Below are 19,458 nucleotides of genomic sequence, written 5' to 3' on the forward strand. Positions count from 1 at the left end.
CAGCGGAGGCACAGCTGTGGAGACAACAGTTCGCTCCCGGTGTGCTCGGTCAGCATACCAGCTTGACGGAAACATTTGAGCTGCTCGCAAGCGTCGCCGACACGGATTGCACCGTATTGGTTACCGGCGAAACAGGTACCGGAAAGGAGCTCGTTGCGCGCGCCCTCCATCGAGGCAGTAGTCGCCATACAAAGCCCTTCGTAACCGTCAACTGTGCGGCCATCCCGGAGAATCTGCTCGAAAGCGAGCTATTTGGACACGTCAAGGGGGCCTTTACGGGCGCCACCCAGGCGCGCACCGGCCGGTTCCTGCAGGCCGACGGAGGGACCATTTTTCTCGACGAAATCGGCGAGCTGCCATTGGCACTGCAAGCCAAGTTCTTGCGAGTTCTGCAGGAACGGGAAGTGACGCCGCTCGGGAATCCCCGGTCGCACAAGGTTGATGTCCGAATCGTCGCTGCCACGAACCGTGACCTCGAGGACATGGCTGCGCAGGGAAAGTTCCGGGAAGATCTGCTCTACCGACTAAACGTGATTCCCGTTGAGCTCTCACCGCTGCGTGAGAGGCGTAGCGACATTCCGGAACTCGTCACGCATTTCGTAAAGAGCGCCAACAAACGCCGCCAGCGACGGGTGGAGGGTATTACGGAACCAGCGGTCGCCGTCCTTGCGGCGTACGACTGGCCCGGCAACGTGCGGCAGCTGGAGCATCTCATGGAACGTGTGGTGCTCATCAAGTCCAAGGGAATGGTCGACGTGGCCGACTTGCCACGCAAGATTCGTGAGCAGCCGAACAGCGTTGCGAACCGCAGCATCGATCCAGCTTTGCCCGAAGAGGGCATCAATTTCAAGGATGCAGTCGAACAGTTCGAAAACGCGCTGATCTGCCAGGCGCTGCAGAGAACGGGCTGGAACAAGAACCGGGCCGCCGGAATCCTGCAGATGAATCGCACGACACTCGTGGAAAAGCTGAAAAAGAAGGGCATCGGCGAACCCGATGCACATGCAGCTTAGGCGCCGGGTAAGAAGGACGTCAAAGCCGACCTGGCAATCGAGAGGGTTCAAGACAACGTGGTTGCCGGGGCGCTCGGTGAAGTCGAACCGGTCGTCTCGATGTTGGTCAAGCTCATCAAGACGAGCGATCGATGACAGTTCGGGAGCACGAAAAGGATCGTGTCAGCAACCTGGCGGCGCCGTAGCTGCTGCCCGTCGCGCTTTTGGCGATCTAGGGCGCAAAGGCAGGTCCTTGAGCCCGCAGGACGGTTGGCATGGCCCTTGCTGCTAGTTGTCACCATGTCCGAGCTGTTCAAGATGGTCGGCGAGCTTCATAGGGCCATGGACTACCACGTTCAGCGGCACAGTGTGCTCGCCTCCAACATAGCGAACGTTGATACGCCTGGATTCAAGCCGCTCGAGCTGGAACGGGTGCCGGACCAGGGCACCTCGGGCGGCCTTGCCCTTGCGGCTACGCACGAGGCTCACCTCCCCACAGGCAGCAGTGCGCACGCTTCCAATCGTGTAGTCGAGAGTCTGGAACAGACGGTACAACCTGGGCTCGACGGCAATTCGGTGAGCTTGGAACGGGAGATGTCGAAAGCAGCCGCCAACGACATGCGCTTCAGCATCGCTGCGAGACTGGTACAAAAACAATTGGCTCTGTTGCGCTACGCCGCGCAAGGCCGAGGAGGATAGCAATGGCAGTGAGTTTGTTTCATGCGATGGAAATCGCTTCAACCGGTCTTGCAGCACAGCGTGTACGAATGAATGCACTCGCGTCCAACCTGGCCAATGCGCGCACCACCCGAACCGTGGATGGCGGGCCCTACCGCCGGCTCGATCCTGTTTTTAGAGCCGTGCCCGCTCAGACACGTTTCCGTGACCTGCTGGGAGACGGCGCTGCGCGATCTGCGTACATCGTAGAGGTGCCGGAAGTTCGTTCTGACGCTTCACCGCCGCAGCTCGTGTACGATCCCAGGCATCCGGATGCGGATGAGCGCGGTTACGTAGCCTTTCCAAACATCAATATCATCGAGGAAATGGTCAATCTCATTACAGCGGCGCGCTCCTACGAGGCGAACGTCACCGCCGTTCAGTCCGTCAAGACGATGGCGCGTGCGGCGCTCAGGATCGGGATGTAGCCATGGCGAGCGAGCTTCAAGCATTGGTGGATACGGTCAAGCTCGAGCGGGCAGACACGCGCCCCGCGCCGTCCGTCACGGATCGCGGCCATAGCTTTGCCGAGCGGCTGAAGGATTTCGTCGCCGAGGTGAATGAGAATCAGGCGAAGGCGGAGCACTTGGCCGTACAGTATGCGAAGGGACGCCAGCACGACCTGCACGGCACCATGATCGCGCTGCAGAAGGCGGACATTTCGTTTCGCTTGCTGAGCAGCGTTCGCACCAAGGTGATCGAAGCGTATCGCGAGATCTCACGCATGGGGGCTTAGCGGGTGGAGCGGGCGCTCGAGCTACTGACGCGGATTCGCGAGCGCTGGGGGCTCTTGCCTCCCCAGGCGCGGATGGCCTGGTCGCTGGCTGCGGCGGTGTCGATCGGGGTTGTCGTCCTAGCCGCCGGCCTGGCGACGCGCCCAAGCTACACCGTGCTGTTCGCGAATCTCTCGCAAGAAGATGCGGCTCAGATCGTGTCGCGCCTGGGCGAGCTGAAGCTCGAGCACAAGCTGCAGGATGGGGGCCGGACCATCTTGGTGGTCGAGGACAGGGTGCATGAAACGCGCTTGCTTCTTGCCGGGGAGGGACTGCCCAACGGTGGAGGGGTCGGCTTCGAGATCTTCGACGAGCAACGTTTCGGCGAGAGTGAGTTCGCCGAGCAGGTCAAGTACCACCGGGCGCTCGAGGGCGAGCTGGCGCGTACGATACGTCACATTACCGGGGTCGATGCTGCGCGCGTACACCTGGTAATGCCCAAACGTGCCCTGTTTGCCACGGACCGGGGTGGTGCCAGTGCGTCTGTAGTCTTGAGGCTTGCTCCGGGGCTCAGGCTCCGGGGCGAACAGGTTCGGGGAGTGGTGCACTTGGTCGCTGCGAGCGTGCGCGGACTCGAACCGGCGAATGTGACCGTGGTGGATGGCAAAGGCGCCAAGCTCAACAGCGGAGAAGATATAGAGGGCGGCAAGGGAACGGATTCGTCGCTGGCATACAAGCGCCGCGTGGAGCACCTCAAGGAAGACGCCGTACGGCAGCTGCTCGACACCATGCTGGGCGCGGGCAAAAGCCGCGTGCGGGTCGACGCGGTCGTCAATTTCGCGCGCGAGGAACGAACCGAGCAGGAGTTCGACCCGGAGCAGACAGCAACGCGATCGTTCGATTTGACCACGGAGGGTGCGGTCGCCGACGGGCGTACCACGGGCGGCGTGGTGGGGTCGGCTTCGAATCTTCCGGGTGGGGAGGCGCCCGCCGCCGGCAAGGCGGGCAAGGGCGGAACGAATCGCCGCCACGAGATCCGCAACTTCGAGGTCAGCAAAGTGGTCCGGCACACGGTAGAACCCGTAGGTCGCGTCACGCGTCTCGACGTGGCCGTGATCGTAGACGGTCAATGGAGTGAAGACGGCGATGCCAGGGTCTTCGAACCGCTGGAAGACGAGGAGCTGCAACGAATACACGGCATCGTTTCGAGCGCAGTAGGAGCGCAGTCGCGCCGTGGAGACCGGGTCACGGTGGAGTGCGTGCCTTTTGCCGCTTCGGGCCTTGAGCCCGAGCCGGAAAACCAGCTGTTGGTGCTGTTGCGAGAGCTCGAACCGTTTCTACCCTACGTTGCTGCAGGGATCGGGATCGGTCTCGGATTCCTGTTGTTCTTGGCCTTGAAGCGGCGTGTGGCCCCACTGCTCAAGCTGCCGGAGCCACGGGGTCCAAGCGGCCCGCGCATGGTCGAGCTCAAAGCCGCACCGGAGGCGGGCGGGATTCAATTGCCCGACAGCGCGAAGAGGGTACCGCTGTCGAAGCAGCTGCAAGCGCTGACTGGCAAGCGCGATGCGGAGAACATCGACGAGGTTCGAGCGTACGCCGCGGAGCTCGCCAACCAAAACCCGGATCTGGCGGTGCGTGTGGTGGGAGGCTGGTTGAGTGAGGGTGGCAATGCCTGACGCGGCCTCTGCTGCGGGCGAGGCGCAGCCCTCTTCAGCCATAGCATCGGCTGCGGCTGCGACCTCGGCGTCACCAGCCGCTTCGGGGCAGCTCGGTTCGGAGGTCCAGGCGCTGACCGGCCCTCAGAAGGCACTCGTGTTTCTGGTCAGCATGGACGAGGGATTGGCCACGCGCATCATGTCGAAGCTGAGCGACGAACAGGTCGGCGCGCTGCGCCAAGTGAGCGCGGAGATGATCCAGGTTTCGCCACAGACGATCGCCGCGGTGCATCTGGAATTCGTGGAGCGCTCGGGCGGAGGAGGCAGTGCCAGCCTATCCGGCAGCGGTTCGTACCTGCGCCGCCTTGCCGGCAAGGCGCTAGGGGAAGGCCGCGCCGCAGAGCTGTGGAGCGCCAAGATGGCTCCGGGGCCGTTCGCGGAGCTCGGTCGCCTGGACGCAACAACGATCCTGGGCCTGCTCGAGAGCGAACAGCCACAGACGATCGCCGTGGTGCTCTCTCAGCTCGACAACGAGAAGGCCGCTCAGGTGATCGGAAAGATGACGGCTGACAGGCAGGCGGAAGTGGTGCTGCGGATCGCACGGCTGGAGGGGGTCCCCGAGTCTGTGGTGCAAGATATCGAGGACGAGTTCGCCCAGGAGGTTTCAGCCATCAAGGCGAGCGGCCGGTCCGAGGTGGGGGGGTTGACGGTGGCGTCGGGCCTTCTGAAGCGTCTGCCCCCCGAGGAGACAGAGCAGCTCCTCGACGCCCTCACTTCTGCAGACGCGCACCTGGCGGAGCAACTTCGCGGCGCGATGTTCGTGTTCGAGGATCTGTTGCGCATCGACAGCCGTGGAATGCAGGCGTTGCTGAAGCAGATTCAAACCGACAAGCTGGTGCTCGCCCTCAAGAATGCCAGCGAGGATCTGCAAGAAAAGATCTTCGGTAACCTGTCGTCGCGCGCCGCGGGGATGCTGCGGGAAGAATTGGAGCTGCTTGGTCCGGTGCGAGTCACCGATGTCGAGCAAGCACAACAGGAGATCGTTGAGATCGCGCTGAATCTCGAGAGGGAGAACAAGATCAGCATTGCGCGCGAAGGAGGCGGCGATTTTGTCTAGTCCTCGCGGCCGGGAGTCGCAGGCGCCCCCCCATCGCTTTCCTTCGGTGTCGAGCGACGCAGTGCCACCCGATTGGTTGGAGCGGCGCGAGACGCAAGTGAGGCCTTTGGAGCTACGCCGGCTCGGGACTTCGGTCGAGCCAGGGCCCGAGGCAGCAGCTGAACCGGAACCCGTGGAAGAACCGGAGCCGGTAGCTGTCGCCGCCGTGGCCGAACCCCCGGCGGAGCTGTTGGCCCAGCTCGAGGAGCGCATGCGAGAGTTTGTACAAGCGACGCTGGAGCATGCCTGCGCACGCGACCAAGCGTTCAGGCAGATCGAAGGAGAGCTGATCGAGCTGGCTGTGGCCATCGCGTCCGAGATAGTGGAGCAGCAACTCCAGCTCGAACCGCAGCTTCACGTTGCCCTTGCGCAAGCGGCGTGCAGAGCGCTTGGCGTCGAGGGCCGGGTCACGCTGCGCGCGTCCAAGGAGGCCTACGAAACCATCGTCAAGGAAGTTGGTGGCGGCAGCTTGGACGTGGACGGTGTGGCTGTCGAGCTCGAGTTGGACGCCGAGCTCGAGGGCCTGGGCTGCGTGGTGGAAGACGAGCACAGCCAGGTGGACGGCCGTGTTGGCGAACGTTTACGGTCGGTGTACCGGGCGCTCGAGGAGGAGCGGCGACGGCGCGGGAGGCAGACGGCTTGATCACCGGCCTGCGCCAGTACATTCCGAGCGCACGCCGGGCGGCTCGACCCGTGGTTGCGGGCAAGCTGAGTCAGGTGGTGGGGCTGGTCTTGGAGGCCAAAGGCTGTCGCGCAGGCATGGGCGACCTGTTCGAGCTGGAGCCGCTCTCGGGCGGCGCGACCATCCAGGCGCAGGTCGTAGGTCTGCGCGGGGCCACGTGCCTGTTGATGCCCTTGGGGGAGACCCATGGGCTCGAGGTGGGATCGACGCTGCGCCACATTGGGCGCGCCACCCGCGTAGCCGTGGGAACCGGCCTGCTCGGCAGCGTCGTCGACGCGTTGGGCAGGCCGCTCGATGGTCGAGCGCCGCCGGCGCTGGAGCTTGACGTCCCGCTGCATGGGGCTTCGCGCAATCCGCTCAGGCGGCGGCCGATCGACACACCGCTGCACGTCGGAGTTCGGGCGCTTGACGGCCTGCTGTCCTTGGGGCGGGGTCAGCGGGTCGGAATCTTCGCCGGCGGCGGCGTGGGCAAAAGCACCCTGCTCGGCATGATGGTGCGAAACACTCAGGCGGACGTGGTCGTGGTCGGGCTGGTCGGTGAGCGCGGGCGCGAAGTGGAGGAGTTCGTCAACCGGACGCTGGGGCAAGAGGGCTTGGCGCGTTCGGTCGTGGTTGCCGCCACCAGCGCCGATCCGCCGCTGATTCGGGCGCGCGGGGCGCTGTACGCAACGGCCATCGCGGAGTTTTTTCGAGATCGGGGCCTTCATGTTCTGTTGGTCATGGACAGTTTGACCCGCTACGCCATGGCGCTGCGCGAGATTGGCCTGGCGGCGGGTGAGCCGCCTACGACCAAGGGTTATACTCCGAGTGTATTCGCGGCACTGCCACGTTTGCTCGAGCGGGCGGGAACGACGAGCGGACAGGGTTCCATTACGGGAGTCTACACGGTGCTCGTGGAGGGCGACGAGATGAGCGAGCCGGTTGCAGACGCGGCTCGTGCCATCATGGACGGCCACATCGTGCTCTCGCGGCAGCTGGCAGAGCGAGGCCACCACCCGGCGATCGACGTCGCAGCCAGTGTCTCGCGTGTCATGCCGCAGGTGGCCACGCCCAAGCACCAGCAGTACGCGGCCCGCGTTCGGGAGCTGCTTGCCGCCTATCGCGAAGCCGAGGATCTGGTGGCGGTCGGTGCATACCAAAGTGGAGCCCTGCCGCGGCTCGACGAGGCATTGCGGCGCATGCCGCACCTGGAACGATTCCTGCGTCAGACACCAAACGAGCGTGCGGAAGCGGCGCAGGTCGTCCCGGCGTTGACCGCGATTTGGGAAAGCGAGAACGAATGAAGGACCGACATCGGCTGGCGCGCATCATTCGCGTCAAAAAGCGCATAAGAGACGCACATCGCGTCGAGCTTGCCATGGCCACGAGGGCCCTCGCCGAAGCACAAAACGCGATGACCGAGGCCGCAAGCGAACGCAGCGCAGCGATTGTCGCCTTGACGCAGCCCGTCGAGCGAGGCGCCGGTGATCTAGCGCTGCGCGCCGGAATCGTGGCGATCGCCGGCGAGACCATGGCGAGCGCGCAGAGGCTCGTGGCCGACAAACGTCGGATGCAGCTAGCCAAACGAGAATCCCTGGACAGCGCGCACCGAGCGCTGCGCGCCCTGGAAGTGCTCGACGACCGCCTGGCGAGGCAACACGCCCGAACGCGGCAACAGCACGATCAAATGGCCAGCGACGAGGCCGCGGCGCGGATCTGCCGGATGCGATGAGGGTTGGACGGTGAAGGTCAAGCACATGGCTGCGCTCCCGGCGCAGCAAGCTCCGAACAGGCGGATGACCGCCGACCGTGCGGGCTCCGGACGCGCTTTCAAGCTTCCCCTAGCGCACCGGATGCAGGAGCACGCCGGTGCACAGCCGAGGACCGAGTCCGAAGCCTTGTCTGCAGCGCCAAGCGACGAACGCCATCCGGCCGAGGTGGTGCACGACCTGGCGCCCCGCGCGGCACAAGCGCCGAAGGTCGGGCACGCGGACCGTGTCCCCACCGCCAAGGCAGCGCAGGCCCGACGCACATCCCAGCTGGGGGACGGGGCGCCTCGCGAGGTCGTGGCCGGGCCGAGCCGCGATCGTCAGCAGGGCCCTCGTCAGCAAGGCCCTCGTCAGCTAGGCCCGGCACACGCAGGCCGCCCACCGTTGCGCCAATCGCCCTCTGCCTCGGGCCCGCAGGTAGATCGGCGAGATGCAGGTCGGGCTAGTTCCTTCCGGTTCGATCAGGCCAGCAACCTGTTTGGCGCCGTTCCAAAGGCTGTGGGCCTGGCTGTGGGCCTGTCCGCAGGGCGCGCTCGGCGTGCCGCCGGCCTGCTGGGAGTCGCCGCGGCAGCGGCGCCAACCACGCACGAGCGCAGGCCGAAAACGCTGCCGCTGGTCCCGCCGGGAGCCGCGTCCAACACAGAGACCGGAGCGATCGGGCAGACCGTGTCGCAAGCCGCACCCGGGCCGGCGCCACCCGAGCAGGCACCCCAGGGCCCGCAGCCGCGTCACCCGGCCTTCGAGCACTCCGCGCAGCGCTTCCTGCCGGCGGCAACGAACCCCGGCGTATCGCACGTGCAGGACAGCGCATTCACGCTCCCTGCCATGGGACAAGGCGAAGCCGGTGCGGGGTTGACCCCGGCACGCACCTTGGCAGCGCTCGAGGTCCGAGTGCTGGCACGGTCTATAGTGCACGCGGCGCGCGATCCCAAAAACGCCGGGAGCCTGCGGTCGGGCGGTGCGACCATCGAACTGCAGCATCGGCAACTCGGACGCGTCAAGATCGCGCTGCGCTTGACCGCGGGTGGGCTCGACCTCCGTTTCACGGTATCGAAGCAATCGCACGGAGGGATGCTGCGTGCTTCCGCCGGACAGCTGCGCACCCGCATCAGCCAGCTGGGCCTGAACCTGCGTCGCATGAGCGTCCATACCGCGGCCACGGCTGCAAGCGGTCTCATCGACCGGGTGCGACGCCGATCGGATCTGGAGAGCGAGGAATAAAATGGAAATCCACGGACTTTGGTCGACCAACACGACTGCAGAGACTGCAGCCACGAAGGATGGGGCCGCCGACGAGATTGGTCGCGATGCCTTCATGAAGCTCCTTGTCGCGCAGCTGCAGAATCAGGACCCGCTCGATCCCACGGATTCGCGCGAGTTCATCACCCAGCTCTCGCAGCTCACGAGCGTGGATCAGCTGGTGCAGATCGGAAGCAAGGTCAGAGCCCTTGAGGTCGCGACGATTGCGCAGTCGAATGCTCAGGCCGCCAATCTAGTCGGCAAGCGTGTGGTGGCAACGGGTGACAACCTGCACCTCGGCGAGTCGGGCGGTGCAAGCGCCGGTTTTCGATTGCCGAGCCGTGCCAGCGAGGTCAGCATCGCGATCCACAGCAGCAGCGGTGAGTTGATCAAGAACATCGAGGCCGTCAATCTGATGCCGGGGATCCACTCGCTCCACTGGGATGGCAGCGATTCGTCCGGCCGGCCGGTGCCCCCCGGTCGCTACCGCCTCCAGGTTCTTGCAAGGGACTCCGATGGCAACCCCATGGAAGTCTCCACCGAGATCATCGGTCGTGTATCGGCGGTAGCTTATGACAACGGATATCCGGAGCTCATGGTCGGCAATTCTCGTGTTTTGCTAGGCGACGTGACCTCCATTGGAGAATAGAAGGAGAGTACCCATGTCCATACTTCGCTCGCTCAATACAGGCGCCTCCGGTCTGCGATCCCACGGTGAAGCCCTGGGTGTGGTCGGCGACAATATCGCCAACGTCAACACGACCGGGTTCAAACGCTCGCGGGCCCAGTTCGAGGACATCCTTGGACGCTCGATCGCGGGTCCGGATGCCGCTCCTGCAGCCGGTGGCGGTGTCCGTCTGGCTTCGATCGAACAGATGTGGTCGCAGGGTGCCCTGTTGACCACCGAGTCACCGACCGATCTGGCGCTCACCGGAGATGGGTTCTTCGTCGTTGAAGGCAATGTGAGCGGCACGCATGGCGAGTACTACACTCGTGCGGGCCAGTTTCACATCGATGCCAACGGCGTCATCGTGAATCCCGCGGGCATGAAGCTCCAGGGCTACGGAGTCGACGCCAACGGTAACCTGCAGGGCACGGTTTCGGACCTGACGATCGCGCCCGGTACGATCGCTGCGAGTCCGAGCACCCGGGTCGACCTCTCGTTGAACTTCGACGCGAATGCACAGGTTCCGGTCGCGGCGTGGGACCCGGCCGATCCAGCCGGCACATCGAATTTCTCGACGGCTGTCACGGTATACGATTCGCTGGGCAACGCCCACGAAGTAACCACCTACTTCCGCAAGACGGCTGCAAACGCCTGGGAATGGCATGCCATGGTAGACGGCGGCGAGCTGACAGGCGGCACCCCCGGAATACCCACGGAGGGCGCCGGCGGCACGCTGACGTTCAACACCAGCGGCGCGCTCGACACCGAGACCCCCGGGGCCAGCTCGTTTGGTTTTGCTGGTGCGGCGCCTGGTCAGGCGATCGTCTTCGACTTTGGAACCAGCGTCACCGGCGATGGTGGCACAGGGCTCGACGCCACCACCCAGTTCGGCTCGCCCTTTACCACCAACGGGATCGCCCAAGACGGTTATGCCGCCGGTTCGGTCGCAGGCATATCGATCGCTTCGGATGGGACGATCGTGGGTGTGTTCACCAACGGCCAGCGCAGAACATTGGGTCAGGTGGCCGTTGCAGACTTTGCCAGCGTGGACGGGCTCGAGCGCGCTGGAGACGGCCTTTGGACGGCGACCCAGGCATCGGGGGCCGCGCTGGTGGGGAGCGCCGAGTCCGGCGGACGCGGATCGATCGTGGCGGGGGCGCTGGAGCAAGCCAACGTAGATCTCGGCCGGGAATTCGTCGATCTAATCGCCTACCAGCGCGGATTTCAAGCGAACTCGCGCATCATCACTACCTCGGATCAACTCTACCAGGAGCTCATCAATCTCAAGCGGTAGCGCGGCCGCTACCGCCGCTACCCCAAGGCGACGAAGCGCGCCGGCCCAGCGGTCGGCGCGTTTTTTTCTTCTGCCATCATGAAGCCTCCCTCGCCCTTTTCTCGATGGGTTTCAGGAATCCTGCACTGCCGGCCAGCGTCAAGCTGCTGACGTGAAAAGCGCCTGCTCGCCTCGCGCGACGCGTGTAGCGCGCGGGATCCGTGGATCATCTCGTCCTGGCACGGCTCGTGCTTCGAACATTGCTGGAGCCGCTCTAGCGGCTCGACTGGTCGCGAGATCTTGAGCCCGAGGCGCCAAGGATCAAGGAGAAGCAATGGCGGATGACACTCCTGAACTGCCTGTCAAACCCCGCAACAAGCTGATTCTGATCTTGCTGCTGCTCAATCTTGTCGCTGTGGGCGGTACGGCCGTCTATTTCCTGTTGTTCAGCGGAGGCAGCAGCGCCCAGCAAGGTGAGGATAGCGAGCCGGTCGAAACGGAAAGCGCCAAGGCTGGCAAACTTGGTCCCCTGGTGGCGCTTCGTCCCCTGGTGGTCAATCTGGCGGCTGAGGACGCGTCCCATTATCTCAAGGCAGTGATACAGCTGGAAATACACTCGGCCGACAAGCTTCCGGCGGTCGAAGCATCCCTTGTTCCGATCAGGGATGGGCTGATCACGCACCTGTCTTCACTGCGAGTGGCGGAGGTGTCGGATCACGGCAGGAAGGCCGAGCTGCACGAGGCCATCGTGGATCTGGCCAACGAGGTGCTCGAGGAGGATCTCGTGAAGAAGGCCTACTTCAGCGAGTTCGTAGTTCAGTGATGGAGGAATCCCAAGAGCCGTTGCTGTCTGGCGCCGAAACGGAGGCGCTCCTGGATGTCATGCGCAGCGATCCAGACGACTCCTCCAATGTGGAAGGAGCGGACCTCGGCTCGCCCGATCGTCCGCTGCGTCAGGCCTTGGGACGTGCCGATCGTTGCACGCAGGACTTCGCACCGGAGGTTCGCAAGGCGCTGTTGCATGGCACGTCCGTGATTTCCACCAGCGAGGATCAACCCTCGGAAATCGTGCCCTTCAACGTGCTCAGCAGCGCCATTGTCCCGGGATCCTGCATCGCGACGCTGCGTTCCCGAGACGAGTCCTGGGGTCTTATCATCCTGGGGCCGGCCTTGGCTTCTTTCGTCATCGAGCGACGCCTGGGAGCACCCGGTGATGTCGATGACGGTCCCGCCGTGGTGCGTCACGAGCTCACTTCGATCGATCGTCGCGTGCTGCGGCCGTTTGTCGAACAGGTCGTGCGCTCCTTCTCCCTGATTTGGGGCGGCTCCGAAGGCGACGTGCGACTGGTCGAAGTACTCAGGGGGATCAACGAGCTTCCTCCGCTCACGCAGTTCGAGCCTCTGTTGCGCGTCGGCGTGCGAACGGTCCCGGCGGGAAGCGTCGGGGACGAGGTGATCGTGGCTTTGACGGCGGGTGCGGTGCGCGCCACCAGTCCCACGGTCGAGCCTGCAGAGGAGTCTCAGGCATCGGACGACGAGCGGGGCAAGATGGCCGCACGCATCGCCTTCGCCGAGATCGAGCTCGTGGCCGTGCTGGGCACGCGCCGATCCTTCGTAGGCGAGGTGCTGGCCATGGAGGTGGGGCAGGTGCTGCGGCTCGATGGTGTTCCGGGACAGCCGCTTGCGCTTCAGGTCGAGGGGGTCACCAAGCTCAGGGGGATGCCGGTGATCCATCATGGCAATCTGGCCGTAGAGATCCACGAAACGCTGTGAGGCAGAGATGGACGAACAAACTCAGACCGAGCTGGCGCGAATCATGGAGATTCCGCTGGAATTGCACGTTGAACTGGGCCGCAAGCGGATGAAGATCAGCGAGCTGCTTTCCGTCGCAGCAGGAACCGTGCTCGAGCTGACGACCGCGGCTGGCTCCCCCCTGTCCATCTACGCGAACCGTACCCTGATCGCGCAGGGAGAGGCCGTCGTGGTTGGGGAACGATACGGCGTGCGCATCACCGAGATCGTCCCACCACGCGAGCGCGTCAAGAGACTTGGAGGAGGTAGCGAGTGATGCCGTGTAGTGCAGCGGATCGGTTGCAGCGTCGATCGGGTGACCTCGGCTGGGGCGGTGTGTTGATCATGACCTCGCTGGCTGCGGGGTTTGCTCCAGGCTCGGCACGCGCCCTCGAGGTGACCCAGCTCGTCGTAGGCTCCAACGATACACACCGCTTCGTCCGCATAGGCTCCAGCGAGCAGCTTGGCTCGCCACGAATCCGTTCCTTCCCGGGGCGAGTCAAGGTCTGGTTCCCCGATGTAAAGGAGGACATCCGCATGCGCGCCCCGGGAGATGGCGTTGCCATCGCACGCGCGAGCCTCTGGCCCGGTTACGGTCGCACACTGATGCTCGCGATTCACCTGGCGGACGGGCGCCAGGTGCCGAGCGTCGCGGTCGGCGTCGAACGCGACGGGAATCAAACGAGGGTGCTCATACCCCGTGAGCACCTGCGCTCCCTTCAGGCGTCCAAGGCCATCGAGCGGCCCGAGCTGCAGATCCCGGAGCCGCCTGCTGCCGCGCCGGCCAACACCCCCAACGTTGGCCGCCCGGGCAGCAAACAGAAGCTCGGGGCCGGCGATGAGCTCGCGAAAACAAAGACAAAGACCAAGCGCATCAGGCGCATCAAGCGACCCCCTCTTTCGGTAGCCGCAGACGATTCGGGGTCCTCCCAACTCACCGTGCTTCTCTGGATTAGTGCGATACTCGCGGGCGTCCTGCTGGCGGTCAAGGTCGTGCAGAAGCGGCGTGGCGGAAACGACGCTCGCCCGGAAATCGAGGTCGTGGCGAGTCGGCGCCTGGGAACGGGCTTTCAGCTGTTGGTCGTGAGAGCCTTTGGTCGCGATCACCTGCTGTCGATTGCCGGAAGGCAGGTGCAAAACCTTGCCACCGTGGCCTCGGCCCGGGAGGCGTCCGAGCCTGCCTCGACCGAAGCGCAGCGGCCCGAAGGCGAGGGCTTTCGACCCCGCCGGGACGTGCTGGGGGCGGCAAGCAACGACGAGGCCAATCTGCAGGGGCTACTTGCACTGGCGAGGAAGAAGCCCGATGCGGGCCGTGGGGCGGTCGCCGGGCTCGTTCGGCTCCGTGAGCGCTTGGGTCGTTGATGCTTCGCCGCTGTCACGTTCCAGGCCACCACAGGCCGGGGCCCCGCCGGCGCCTGCCTTCGGCTCCTCGTGGTCTGCTCGAGCGGTCGCTGCGCTGCGTGCTTCGGACGGCGTCGCCGCTGGCGCTGTGCTCCTTCATGCTGCTCTTCAACGAAGGGGCTTCGGCGCAGTCACTGCCCAGCGTGACCATCAGCGTCGGCGATGCCCAGGGTCCCGAACAGATGGTACCGGCCCTGAAGCTCTTGCTTCTGCTCACGGTCCTGTCGCTGGCTCCCGCGCTGCTCATCACCGTAACCTCTTTCACACGCATCGTGGTCGTGCTGTCCTTCGCTCGGCAGGCACTGGGCACCAACAACGTGCCGCCGACGCAGGTCGTGATGGCCCTGGCGCTGCTGTTGACTGCCGTCGTGATGGCTCCGGTTGCTCAGCGCGTCAATCAAGAAAGCATCGAGCCCTACATGTCGAAACAGATCGATGAACGGCAGGCCTTTGGCGCGGCATCCCGCGCAATCTCGGCCTTCCTGCTGCCGCAGACGCGCAGCTCGGACTTGAGGCTGTTCTACGATGTCACCACGACTCGGCTGCCCGACGAGGCCAGCGATGTTCCCCTGTATCTTCTGGTACCTGCATTCATGTTGTCCGAGCTGAGATCGGGATTCGAAATGGGTTTCTTGCTCTTCTTGCCTTTTGTCCTGGTCGATCTCGTGGTGTCGTCCCTCCTGACTGCGATGGGGATGGTGATGCTGCCGCCCACGATGATTTCAACTCCGCTCAAGATCCTTCTCTTCGTGGCAGTGGATGGCTGGGCGCTTCTCACACGTTCGGTGGTGGCTTCCTTCGCATGACGGTCTCGGTGGCAATCGACTGGTTCCGTGAGATGCTGTGGATGACCGTGGTCGCGGGCTCACCGGCGGTGCTGGCGGCAGTGATCGTCGGCATGCTGGTCGCGATTCTTCAGGCGGCGACACAGATCAGCGACTCCGCAGTGGCCTTCGCGCCCAAGGCCCTGGCCGCGGTGGTGTCGCTTGCGGTCGCCTCTCCCTGGATCATGTCGAAGCTGGTGGCGTTTGCGACTCGCGTGCTGACCGAGATGGCGCATGTGCACCCCTGAGCGCCGACCATGCCAATGTGGGGACGGCAGGCTCGAACGCTGGGTGGTCGTGGCCGTGGTCGTGGCCGTGGCCGTGGCCGTGGTCGTGGCCGTGGTCGTGGCCGTGGCCGTGGTCGTGGTCGTGACCGTGGTCGTGGGCGTGGGCGTGGTCATGGTCGTAGGCGTGCACGTAGCCGGATCCACTCGTGACTATCGGAAGAGCTTGGTGAGCATCTCAACGACAGGGACGATCGGTTGCTTGGACTCGTCGGTCTCGGTAGCAGACGTGGCACCGAGGACATGTCGGTTACTGGCTAGGTTGCCTCATACCAGCCACAGCCACGGCCACGACCGCGACCGCGACCACGACCACGACCACGGCCACGACCACGACCACGACCACGATGTGCGATCGTCGACGCTCGAGCTCAGGGCCTCTGGAAACAGGGTTTCGGGGAGAGCCGCGGGACCTGAAGCATTGGGAATCGGGGGTAGCACGTGACGGAGCTCTTCGGTGCGGTGCTGCAGGTCCTGCCTCTGATCGGGCTGATCGCCGCCCGGGTCGGCATCGCGTTTGCTGCACTGCCGGCTCCCTTTGGGGCGACCGCACCGATGCAGATACGCGCCCTGCTGGGAATCCTGGTGGCCGTCATGGTATCGCTTCCTCACCTGGATGCAGCCGCCGCGGTCGACGACCGGCCGTTTGCCTTGCTGCGATCGGCCTTCGGCGAGCTGATGATAGGCGCGCTGCTGGGCTTGACGGTTCGTGTCGTGCTGGTAGCCGCGGACGTTGCGGGAACGGTCGCAGGCTTCACCATGGGTTTGGGCTTCGCCAATGCGGTGGACCCAACGCTGGGGGAACAAGGTATGGTAACGGCCGCCATCTTCCGGGCGTTCGCCGGTTTGGTCTTCTTCGCTCTTGAAGGCCACCACGCGCTGATCACCGCGCTCGGAGCGAGCGTACAGCTGGTTCCTCCGGGTCAAGCACTGTCGGTAGTGAATGCGGACAATGTTCTCGCCACGGGCAGCTCGATGGTGGGTCACGGCCTACGCATAGCAGCACCCGTCGTAGCAACGATGTTCATCACACAGCTCGCGATCGCGCTCGTCTCACGGGCTGCTCCCAAGGTGCAGCTGTTCACGTTCACCTTTGCGCTGGCGGCCGCCATGGGGCTGCTGACGCTTTTTCTGTCGGCGTCCAGTGTGGCCAATGCCATTGCAGTCGAGGTCCGCACTATTCCTGTCGTGCTGATGCGAGCCCTACAGGGGGAGCATGGCTGACAAGGAGTCCAGAACCGAGGAGGCAACACCGAAACGCCGGGCGAAGCTGCGTTCGGAGGGCAAGATCGCTCGCAGCCAGGACTTGACGGCCGTCGCGACCTTGATCGGCGCCGCGTTCGCGCTCTATTTCATGAGTGCTTCCCTCGGATCCGACGTGATCGCCTTCGCGATCCGGAGCTTCAGGCTCCAGGATGCGGATCGTCCCTTGCAGGCGCTGGCGGTGCTGCTCCCAGTTTTTTCAGGTTCGGTGCTGCCCGTGGTGTTCGTGGCGGCAGCCGTAACCGGGATCGTCAGCGGATTTCAAACCGGATGGCTGTTTCAACCCAACGTACTCCGATTCAAGCTGGAGCGATTCAATCCTCTACCTGCGCTGCAGCGTATGCTGCCCACGAAAGAGACCCTGATCGAGATCCTCAAATCCTTCGCCAAGATGGTTCTCGTGGGAGTCGTTGCGTACATGGTCTTGAATGATGCGATTCCGAGCTTCTTCGTGCTCGCAATGATCGAACCCATCGTGGCGGCGGCCACCGTAGGAGCCGCGGCATTGAAGCTGGCGCTCTACGCGATATCGGCGTTCGTGCTGTTGGCCATCGTGGATTACCGGCTGGTCAAGCGCAAATTCGAGGAAGACGCAAAGATGTCCAAGCAGGAGGTCAGCGACGAGAAGCGGCAGGCGCACGGTGACGTGCAGGTGAAAGGAAAGGTACGGCAGCGAATGCGGGAGGTGGCGAGACGTCGTGCCGTGGCGGACGTCAAGCACGCGACTGTACTGGTCACGAACCCGACGCACGTTTCGGTTGCGCTGCGCTACGAGGCGGATGGGGATTCGGCGCCGACCGTGGTTTCCAAGGGCATCGACGATGTGGCGCTGCAGATGCGGGCCGCTGCACGATCCTACGGTGTTCCGATCGTAGAGAATCGACCGCTGGCACGCGCCATGCATGGAAGCACCAAGGTTGGTCATGCCATTCCTGTTGAGCTCTACGCCGCTACGGCCCAGGTCATCGCTCACGTGCTTCGACTGCGAGGTGGTCTCAGGTGAACGCTAGCGGCGCCAGCGAGGCTTTCTCGGGCTCGCGCGTGTACACGCTCGTGCCGCTGGCTCTGGTGGGCGTGGTACTGCTGCTCGTGACACCGGTTCCGTCCTGGCTGCTCGACGTGCTGCTGGCGACCTCGATCGCACTGTCGGTAGCGCTGCTGCTGATCGCGATCAATCTGGAACGGCCGCTCGAGATATCGGCCTTCCCCACGATCCTTCTCTTCACGACGCTGCTGCGTCTGGCACTGAACGTGGCGTCGACGCGGCTGATATTGCTTGACGGCGGCCAAGGCACGCGCGCTGCCGGAGGCATTATCGAGGCCTTTGGCGTCTTCATGGTGGGTGGCAATTTCGTAGTCGGCGCAGCGATCTTTCTATTGCTTGTCATTATCAACTTCATCGTGATTACGAAGGGCTCGGGGCGCGTGGCAGAGGTGGCAGCCCGCTTCGCGTTGGACGGCCTGCCAGGTAAGCAAATGTCGATCGACGCCGATCTGAGCGCCGGCATGCTGACACAAGACGAAGCTCGAGCCCGGCGCAAGCAGCTCGAACAGGAGAGCGACTTCTTCGGCGCCATGGACGGAGCCTCGAAGTTCGTGCGCGGGGATGCCGTGGCCGGCCTGCTGATGACCGGCATCAACGTGGTGGTGGGCTTCATCGTCGGGGTGCTGCAGCAGGATATGGAGCTGCTCGAAGCGGCCTCCACCTACACGATCCTCTCGGTCGGCGACGGTCTGGCGTCGCAGATTCCCGCACTGCTTGTTTCGACGGCTGCAGGCGTGGTGGTCACGCGCACGTCCACGGACGCGGCTCTTTCGCCCGCCATCATGCAGCAACTCGGTCTGCGAAAGCGTGCCCTGCTCTCGACTGCCGGCCTGCTGGCGTTCATCGGGCTGCTGCCGGGCATGCCGTTGCTTCCCTTTGGCTTGCTTGCGGGCGCGGTTTGGGCCCTTTCGCGCCATGCGCTGGATTCGCAAGCCGGTGTGCCGCGTGACGGCGAGACAGGCGGCCAACCCGAGCCCGAGCGCAACGAGCGCGAAGAGCTGGAGGAGCTGCTCCCGCTCGACCTGCTGGAGCTCGAAGTGGGCTACGACCTCGTCCCGCTGGTGGACGGGCAGCAAGGCGGCGAGCTTGTCGAGCGCATCGCCGCGATCCGTCGCAATCTCGCGAGCGAGCTTGGCATTCTGATTCCATCGATTCACATCCGGGACAACGTGCGGCTTGGTTCCAGATGCTATCGTCTGCTGCTGTCCGGCAATACCGTTGGCGAGGGCGAGCTCAGGCCGCGACGCTTGTTGGCGATGGACCCCACCGGTTCGGCTCCGCCCGTGGACGGCGAGACGGTCAAGGAACCCGCCTTCGGTCTTCCCGCGCGTTGGATCGCCACAGCGCAGCGCGAGCGGGCCGAGGGCTCGGGCTACACGGTCGTGGATGCCGCGACGGTCGCCGCGACGCATATCACGGAGATGCTGCGGGGCTGCGCATCGGATCTGCTGGGCCGCAGCGAAGCGCAGGAACTGATCGATATCCTCGCGCGACGCGAGCCGCGCATCGTGGATGAGCTGATTCCCAATCTGCTGCCTTTGGGTGAGGTCATCAAAGTGCTGCGCGGTCTCCTGCAGGAGGGTGTGTCCATCCGCGATCTTCGCAGCATCTTCGAGGCCCTCGCAGACAACGCGCGCGAGTGCAAGGACACGACGCTCCTGACGGATCGTGTCAGGCAACGTCTGGCGCGCCACATCACGGCCCGCTTCAAGGACGAGGAAGGCAGGGTTGCCGCCGTCGTGCTCGAGCCGAGGGCCGAGGACGCATTCCGGCAACATGGCCCAAGTGCCAGCGAAGCCCAGAGTCTGCTCGGCTCCCTGGACGGAGCTTCGCGTGCCTTCGCCGGCGTACCGACACCACCGGTGTTGGTGTGCTCGCCCGATATTCGCCCGCAGGCAGCGGAGTTCTTCAGGCGCCGAGTGCCCGGCTTGTCCGTGCTTTCGTACCGGGAAATCGACCCTCGGGTGAATGTTCGGACGCTCGGGGTGGTGACGATCTAGGGGCTATT

Annotated in this window: 22 protein-coding genes; all 22 read left to right on the forward strand. The window is 64.4% G+C overall.

The features are described 5' to 3' along the window. On the forward strand, positions 1-1,013 hold a 1,013-nt coding region (locus MJD61_18435; GenBank protein MCG8557241.1), incomplete at its 5' end, for a sigma-54 dependent transcriptional regulator. A gap of 279 nt (positions 1,014-1,292) precedes the next feature. Then, entirely contained in the window at positions 1,293-1,691 is a 399-nt protein-coding gene (flgB, locus tag MJD61_18440; GenBank protein MCG8557242.1) for a flagellar basal body rod protein FlgB, read from the forward strand. An 8-nt stretch (positions 1,692-1,699) separates the two neighbouring features. Beyond that, entirely contained in the window at positions 1,700-2,137 is a 438-nt protein-coding gene (gene flgC / locus MJD61_18445) for a flagellar basal body rod protein FlgC (protein ID MCG8557243.1), read from the forward strand. Between the two features lie 2 nt (positions 2,138-2,139). Continuing rightward, entirely contained in the window at positions 2,140-2,445 is a 306-nt protein-coding gene (gene fliE, locus MJD61_18450) for a flagellar hook-basal body complex protein FliE (GenBank protein MCG8557244.1), read from the forward strand. Positions 2,446-2,448: 3 nt separating this feature from the next. Further along, positions 2,449-4,098, forward strand: coding sequence for a flagellar M-ring protein FliF (gene fliF, locus MJD61_18455; GenBank protein MCG8557245.1), 1,650 nt, complete (start codon positions 2,449-2,451; stop codon positions 4,096-4,098). After that, the gene (gene fliG / locus MJD61_18460) at positions 4,091-5,194 is read left to right on the forward strand and encodes a flagellar motor switch protein FliG (GenBank protein MCG8557246.1); all 1,104 of its coding nucleotides are present in this window, start codon (positions 4,091-4,093) and stop codon (positions 5,192-5,194) included. Before fliF ends, fliG begins: the two co-directional genes overlap by 8 nt. Before the next feature lie 46 nt (positions 5,195-5,240). Then, positions 5,241-5,876 carry a hypothetical protein gene (locus MJD61_18465; protein ID MCG8557247.1) on the forward strand — a complete coding sequence of 212 codons (636 nt, stop codon included), beginning with the start codon at positions 5,241-5,243 and terminating at the stop codon, positions 5,874-5,876. Beyond that, positions 5,876-7,198, forward strand: a complete 1,323-nt coding sequence (locus tag MJD61_18470; GenBank protein MCG8557248.1) for a FliI/YscN family ATPase — start codon at positions 5,876-5,878, stop codon at positions 7,196-7,198. Before MJD61_18465 ends, MJD61_18470 begins: the two co-directional genes overlap by 1 nt. Beyond that, positions 7,195-7,626 (forward strand): hypothetical protein, encoded by a 432-nt coding sequence (locus tag MJD61_18475; GenBank protein MCG8557249.1) that lies wholly within the window; start codon positions 7,195-7,197, stop codon positions 7,624-7,626. Before MJD61_18470 ends, MJD61_18475 begins: the two co-directional genes overlap by 4 nt. Positions 7,627-7,636: 10 nt before the next feature. After that, a complete protein-coding gene (locus MJD61_18480; protein ID MCG8557250.1) occupies positions 7,637-8,884 on the forward strand; it encodes a flagellar hook-length control protein FliK in 1,248 nt (415 codons plus the stop codon). A 1-nt stretch (position 8,885) separates the two neighbouring features. Then, complete coding sequence (locus MJD61_18485; GenBank protein MCG8557251.1) at positions 8,886-9,551, forward strand: hypothetical protein; 666 nt, start codon at positions 8,886-8,888, stop codon at positions 9,549-9,551. Between the two features lie 13 nt (positions 9,552-9,564). Next, entirely contained in the window at positions 9,565-10,863 is a 1,299-nt protein-coding gene (locus MJD61_18490) for a flagellar hook protein FlgE (GenBank protein MCG8557252.1), read from the forward strand. Between the two features lie 313 nt (positions 10,864-11,176). Next, the gene (locus MJD61_18495; protein MCG8557253.1) at positions 11,177-11,665 is read left to right on the forward strand and encodes a flagellar basal body-associated FliL family protein; all 489 of its coding nucleotides are present in this window, start codon (positions 11,177-11,179) and stop codon (positions 11,663-11,665) included. Then, positions 11,665-12,615, forward strand: a complete 951-nt coding sequence (locus tag MJD61_18500; protein ID MCG8557254.1) for a FliM/FliN family flagellar motor switch protein — start codon at positions 11,665-11,667, stop codon at positions 12,613-12,615. Before MJD61_18495 ends, MJD61_18500 begins: the two co-directional genes overlap by 1 nt. A 7-nt stretch (positions 12,616-12,622) precedes the next feature. Then, on the forward strand, positions 12,623-12,910 hold the full coding sequence (gene fliN / locus MJD61_18505) for a flagellar motor switch protein FliN (protein ID MCG8557255.1): 288 nt from the start codon (positions 12,623-12,625) through the stop codon (positions 12,908-12,910). Continuing rightward, on the forward strand, positions 12,910-13,995 hold the full coding sequence (locus MJD61_18510; protein MCG8557256.1) for a flagellar biosynthetic protein FliO: 1,086 nt from the start codon (positions 12,910-12,912) through the stop codon (positions 13,993-13,995). The genes fliN and MJD61_18510 overlap by 1 nt, the downstream gene beginning before the upstream one ends. After that, positions 13,995-14,840, forward strand: coding sequence for a flagellar type III secretion system pore protein FliP (gene fliP / locus MJD61_18515; protein MCG8557257.1), 846 nt, complete (start codon positions 13,995-13,997; stop codon positions 14,838-14,840). Before MJD61_18510 ends, fliP begins: the two co-directional genes overlap by 1 nt. Continuing rightward, positions 14,837-15,106: a flagellar biosynthetic protein FliQ gene (locus MJD61_18520; protein ID MCG8557258.1), complete on the forward strand. Its 270-nt coding sequence runs from the start codon at positions 14,837-14,839 to the stop codon at positions 15,104-15,106. The genes fliP and MJD61_18520 overlap by 4 nt, the downstream gene beginning before the upstream one ends. Next, a complete protein-coding gene (locus tag MJD61_18525; GenBank protein ID MCG8557259.1) occupies positions 15,093-15,587 on the forward strand; it encodes a hypothetical protein in 495 nt (164 codons plus the stop codon). The genes MJD61_18520 and MJD61_18525 overlap by 14 nt, the downstream gene beginning before the upstream one ends. After that, on the forward strand, positions 15,584-16,366 hold the full coding sequence (locus tag MJD61_18530; GenBank protein ID MCG8557260.1) for a flagellar biosynthetic protein FliR: 783 nt from the start codon (positions 15,584-15,586) through the stop codon (positions 16,364-16,366). Before MJD61_18525 ends, MJD61_18530 begins: the two co-directional genes overlap by 4 nt. After that, entirely contained in the window at positions 16,359-17,408 is a 1,050-nt protein-coding gene (locus MJD61_18535; GenBank protein MCG8557261.1) for an EscU/YscU/HrcU family type III secretion system export apparatus switch protein, read from the forward strand. Before MJD61_18530 ends, MJD61_18535 begins: the two co-directional genes overlap by 8 nt. Further along, entirely contained in the window at positions 17,405-19,450 is a 2,046-nt protein-coding gene (gene flhA / locus MJD61_18540; GenBank protein MCG8557262.1) for a flagellar biosynthesis protein FlhA, read from the forward strand. The genes MJD61_18535 and flhA overlap by 4 nt, the downstream gene beginning before the upstream one ends. Positions 19,451-19,458 lie beyond the last annotated feature (8 nt).

This window comes from Pseudomonadota bacterium (genome assembly GCA_022361155.1).
In the GTDB taxonomy this organism is placed as follows: domain Bacteria; phylum Myxococcota_A; class Polyangia; order Polyangiales; family JAKSBK01; genus JAKSBK01.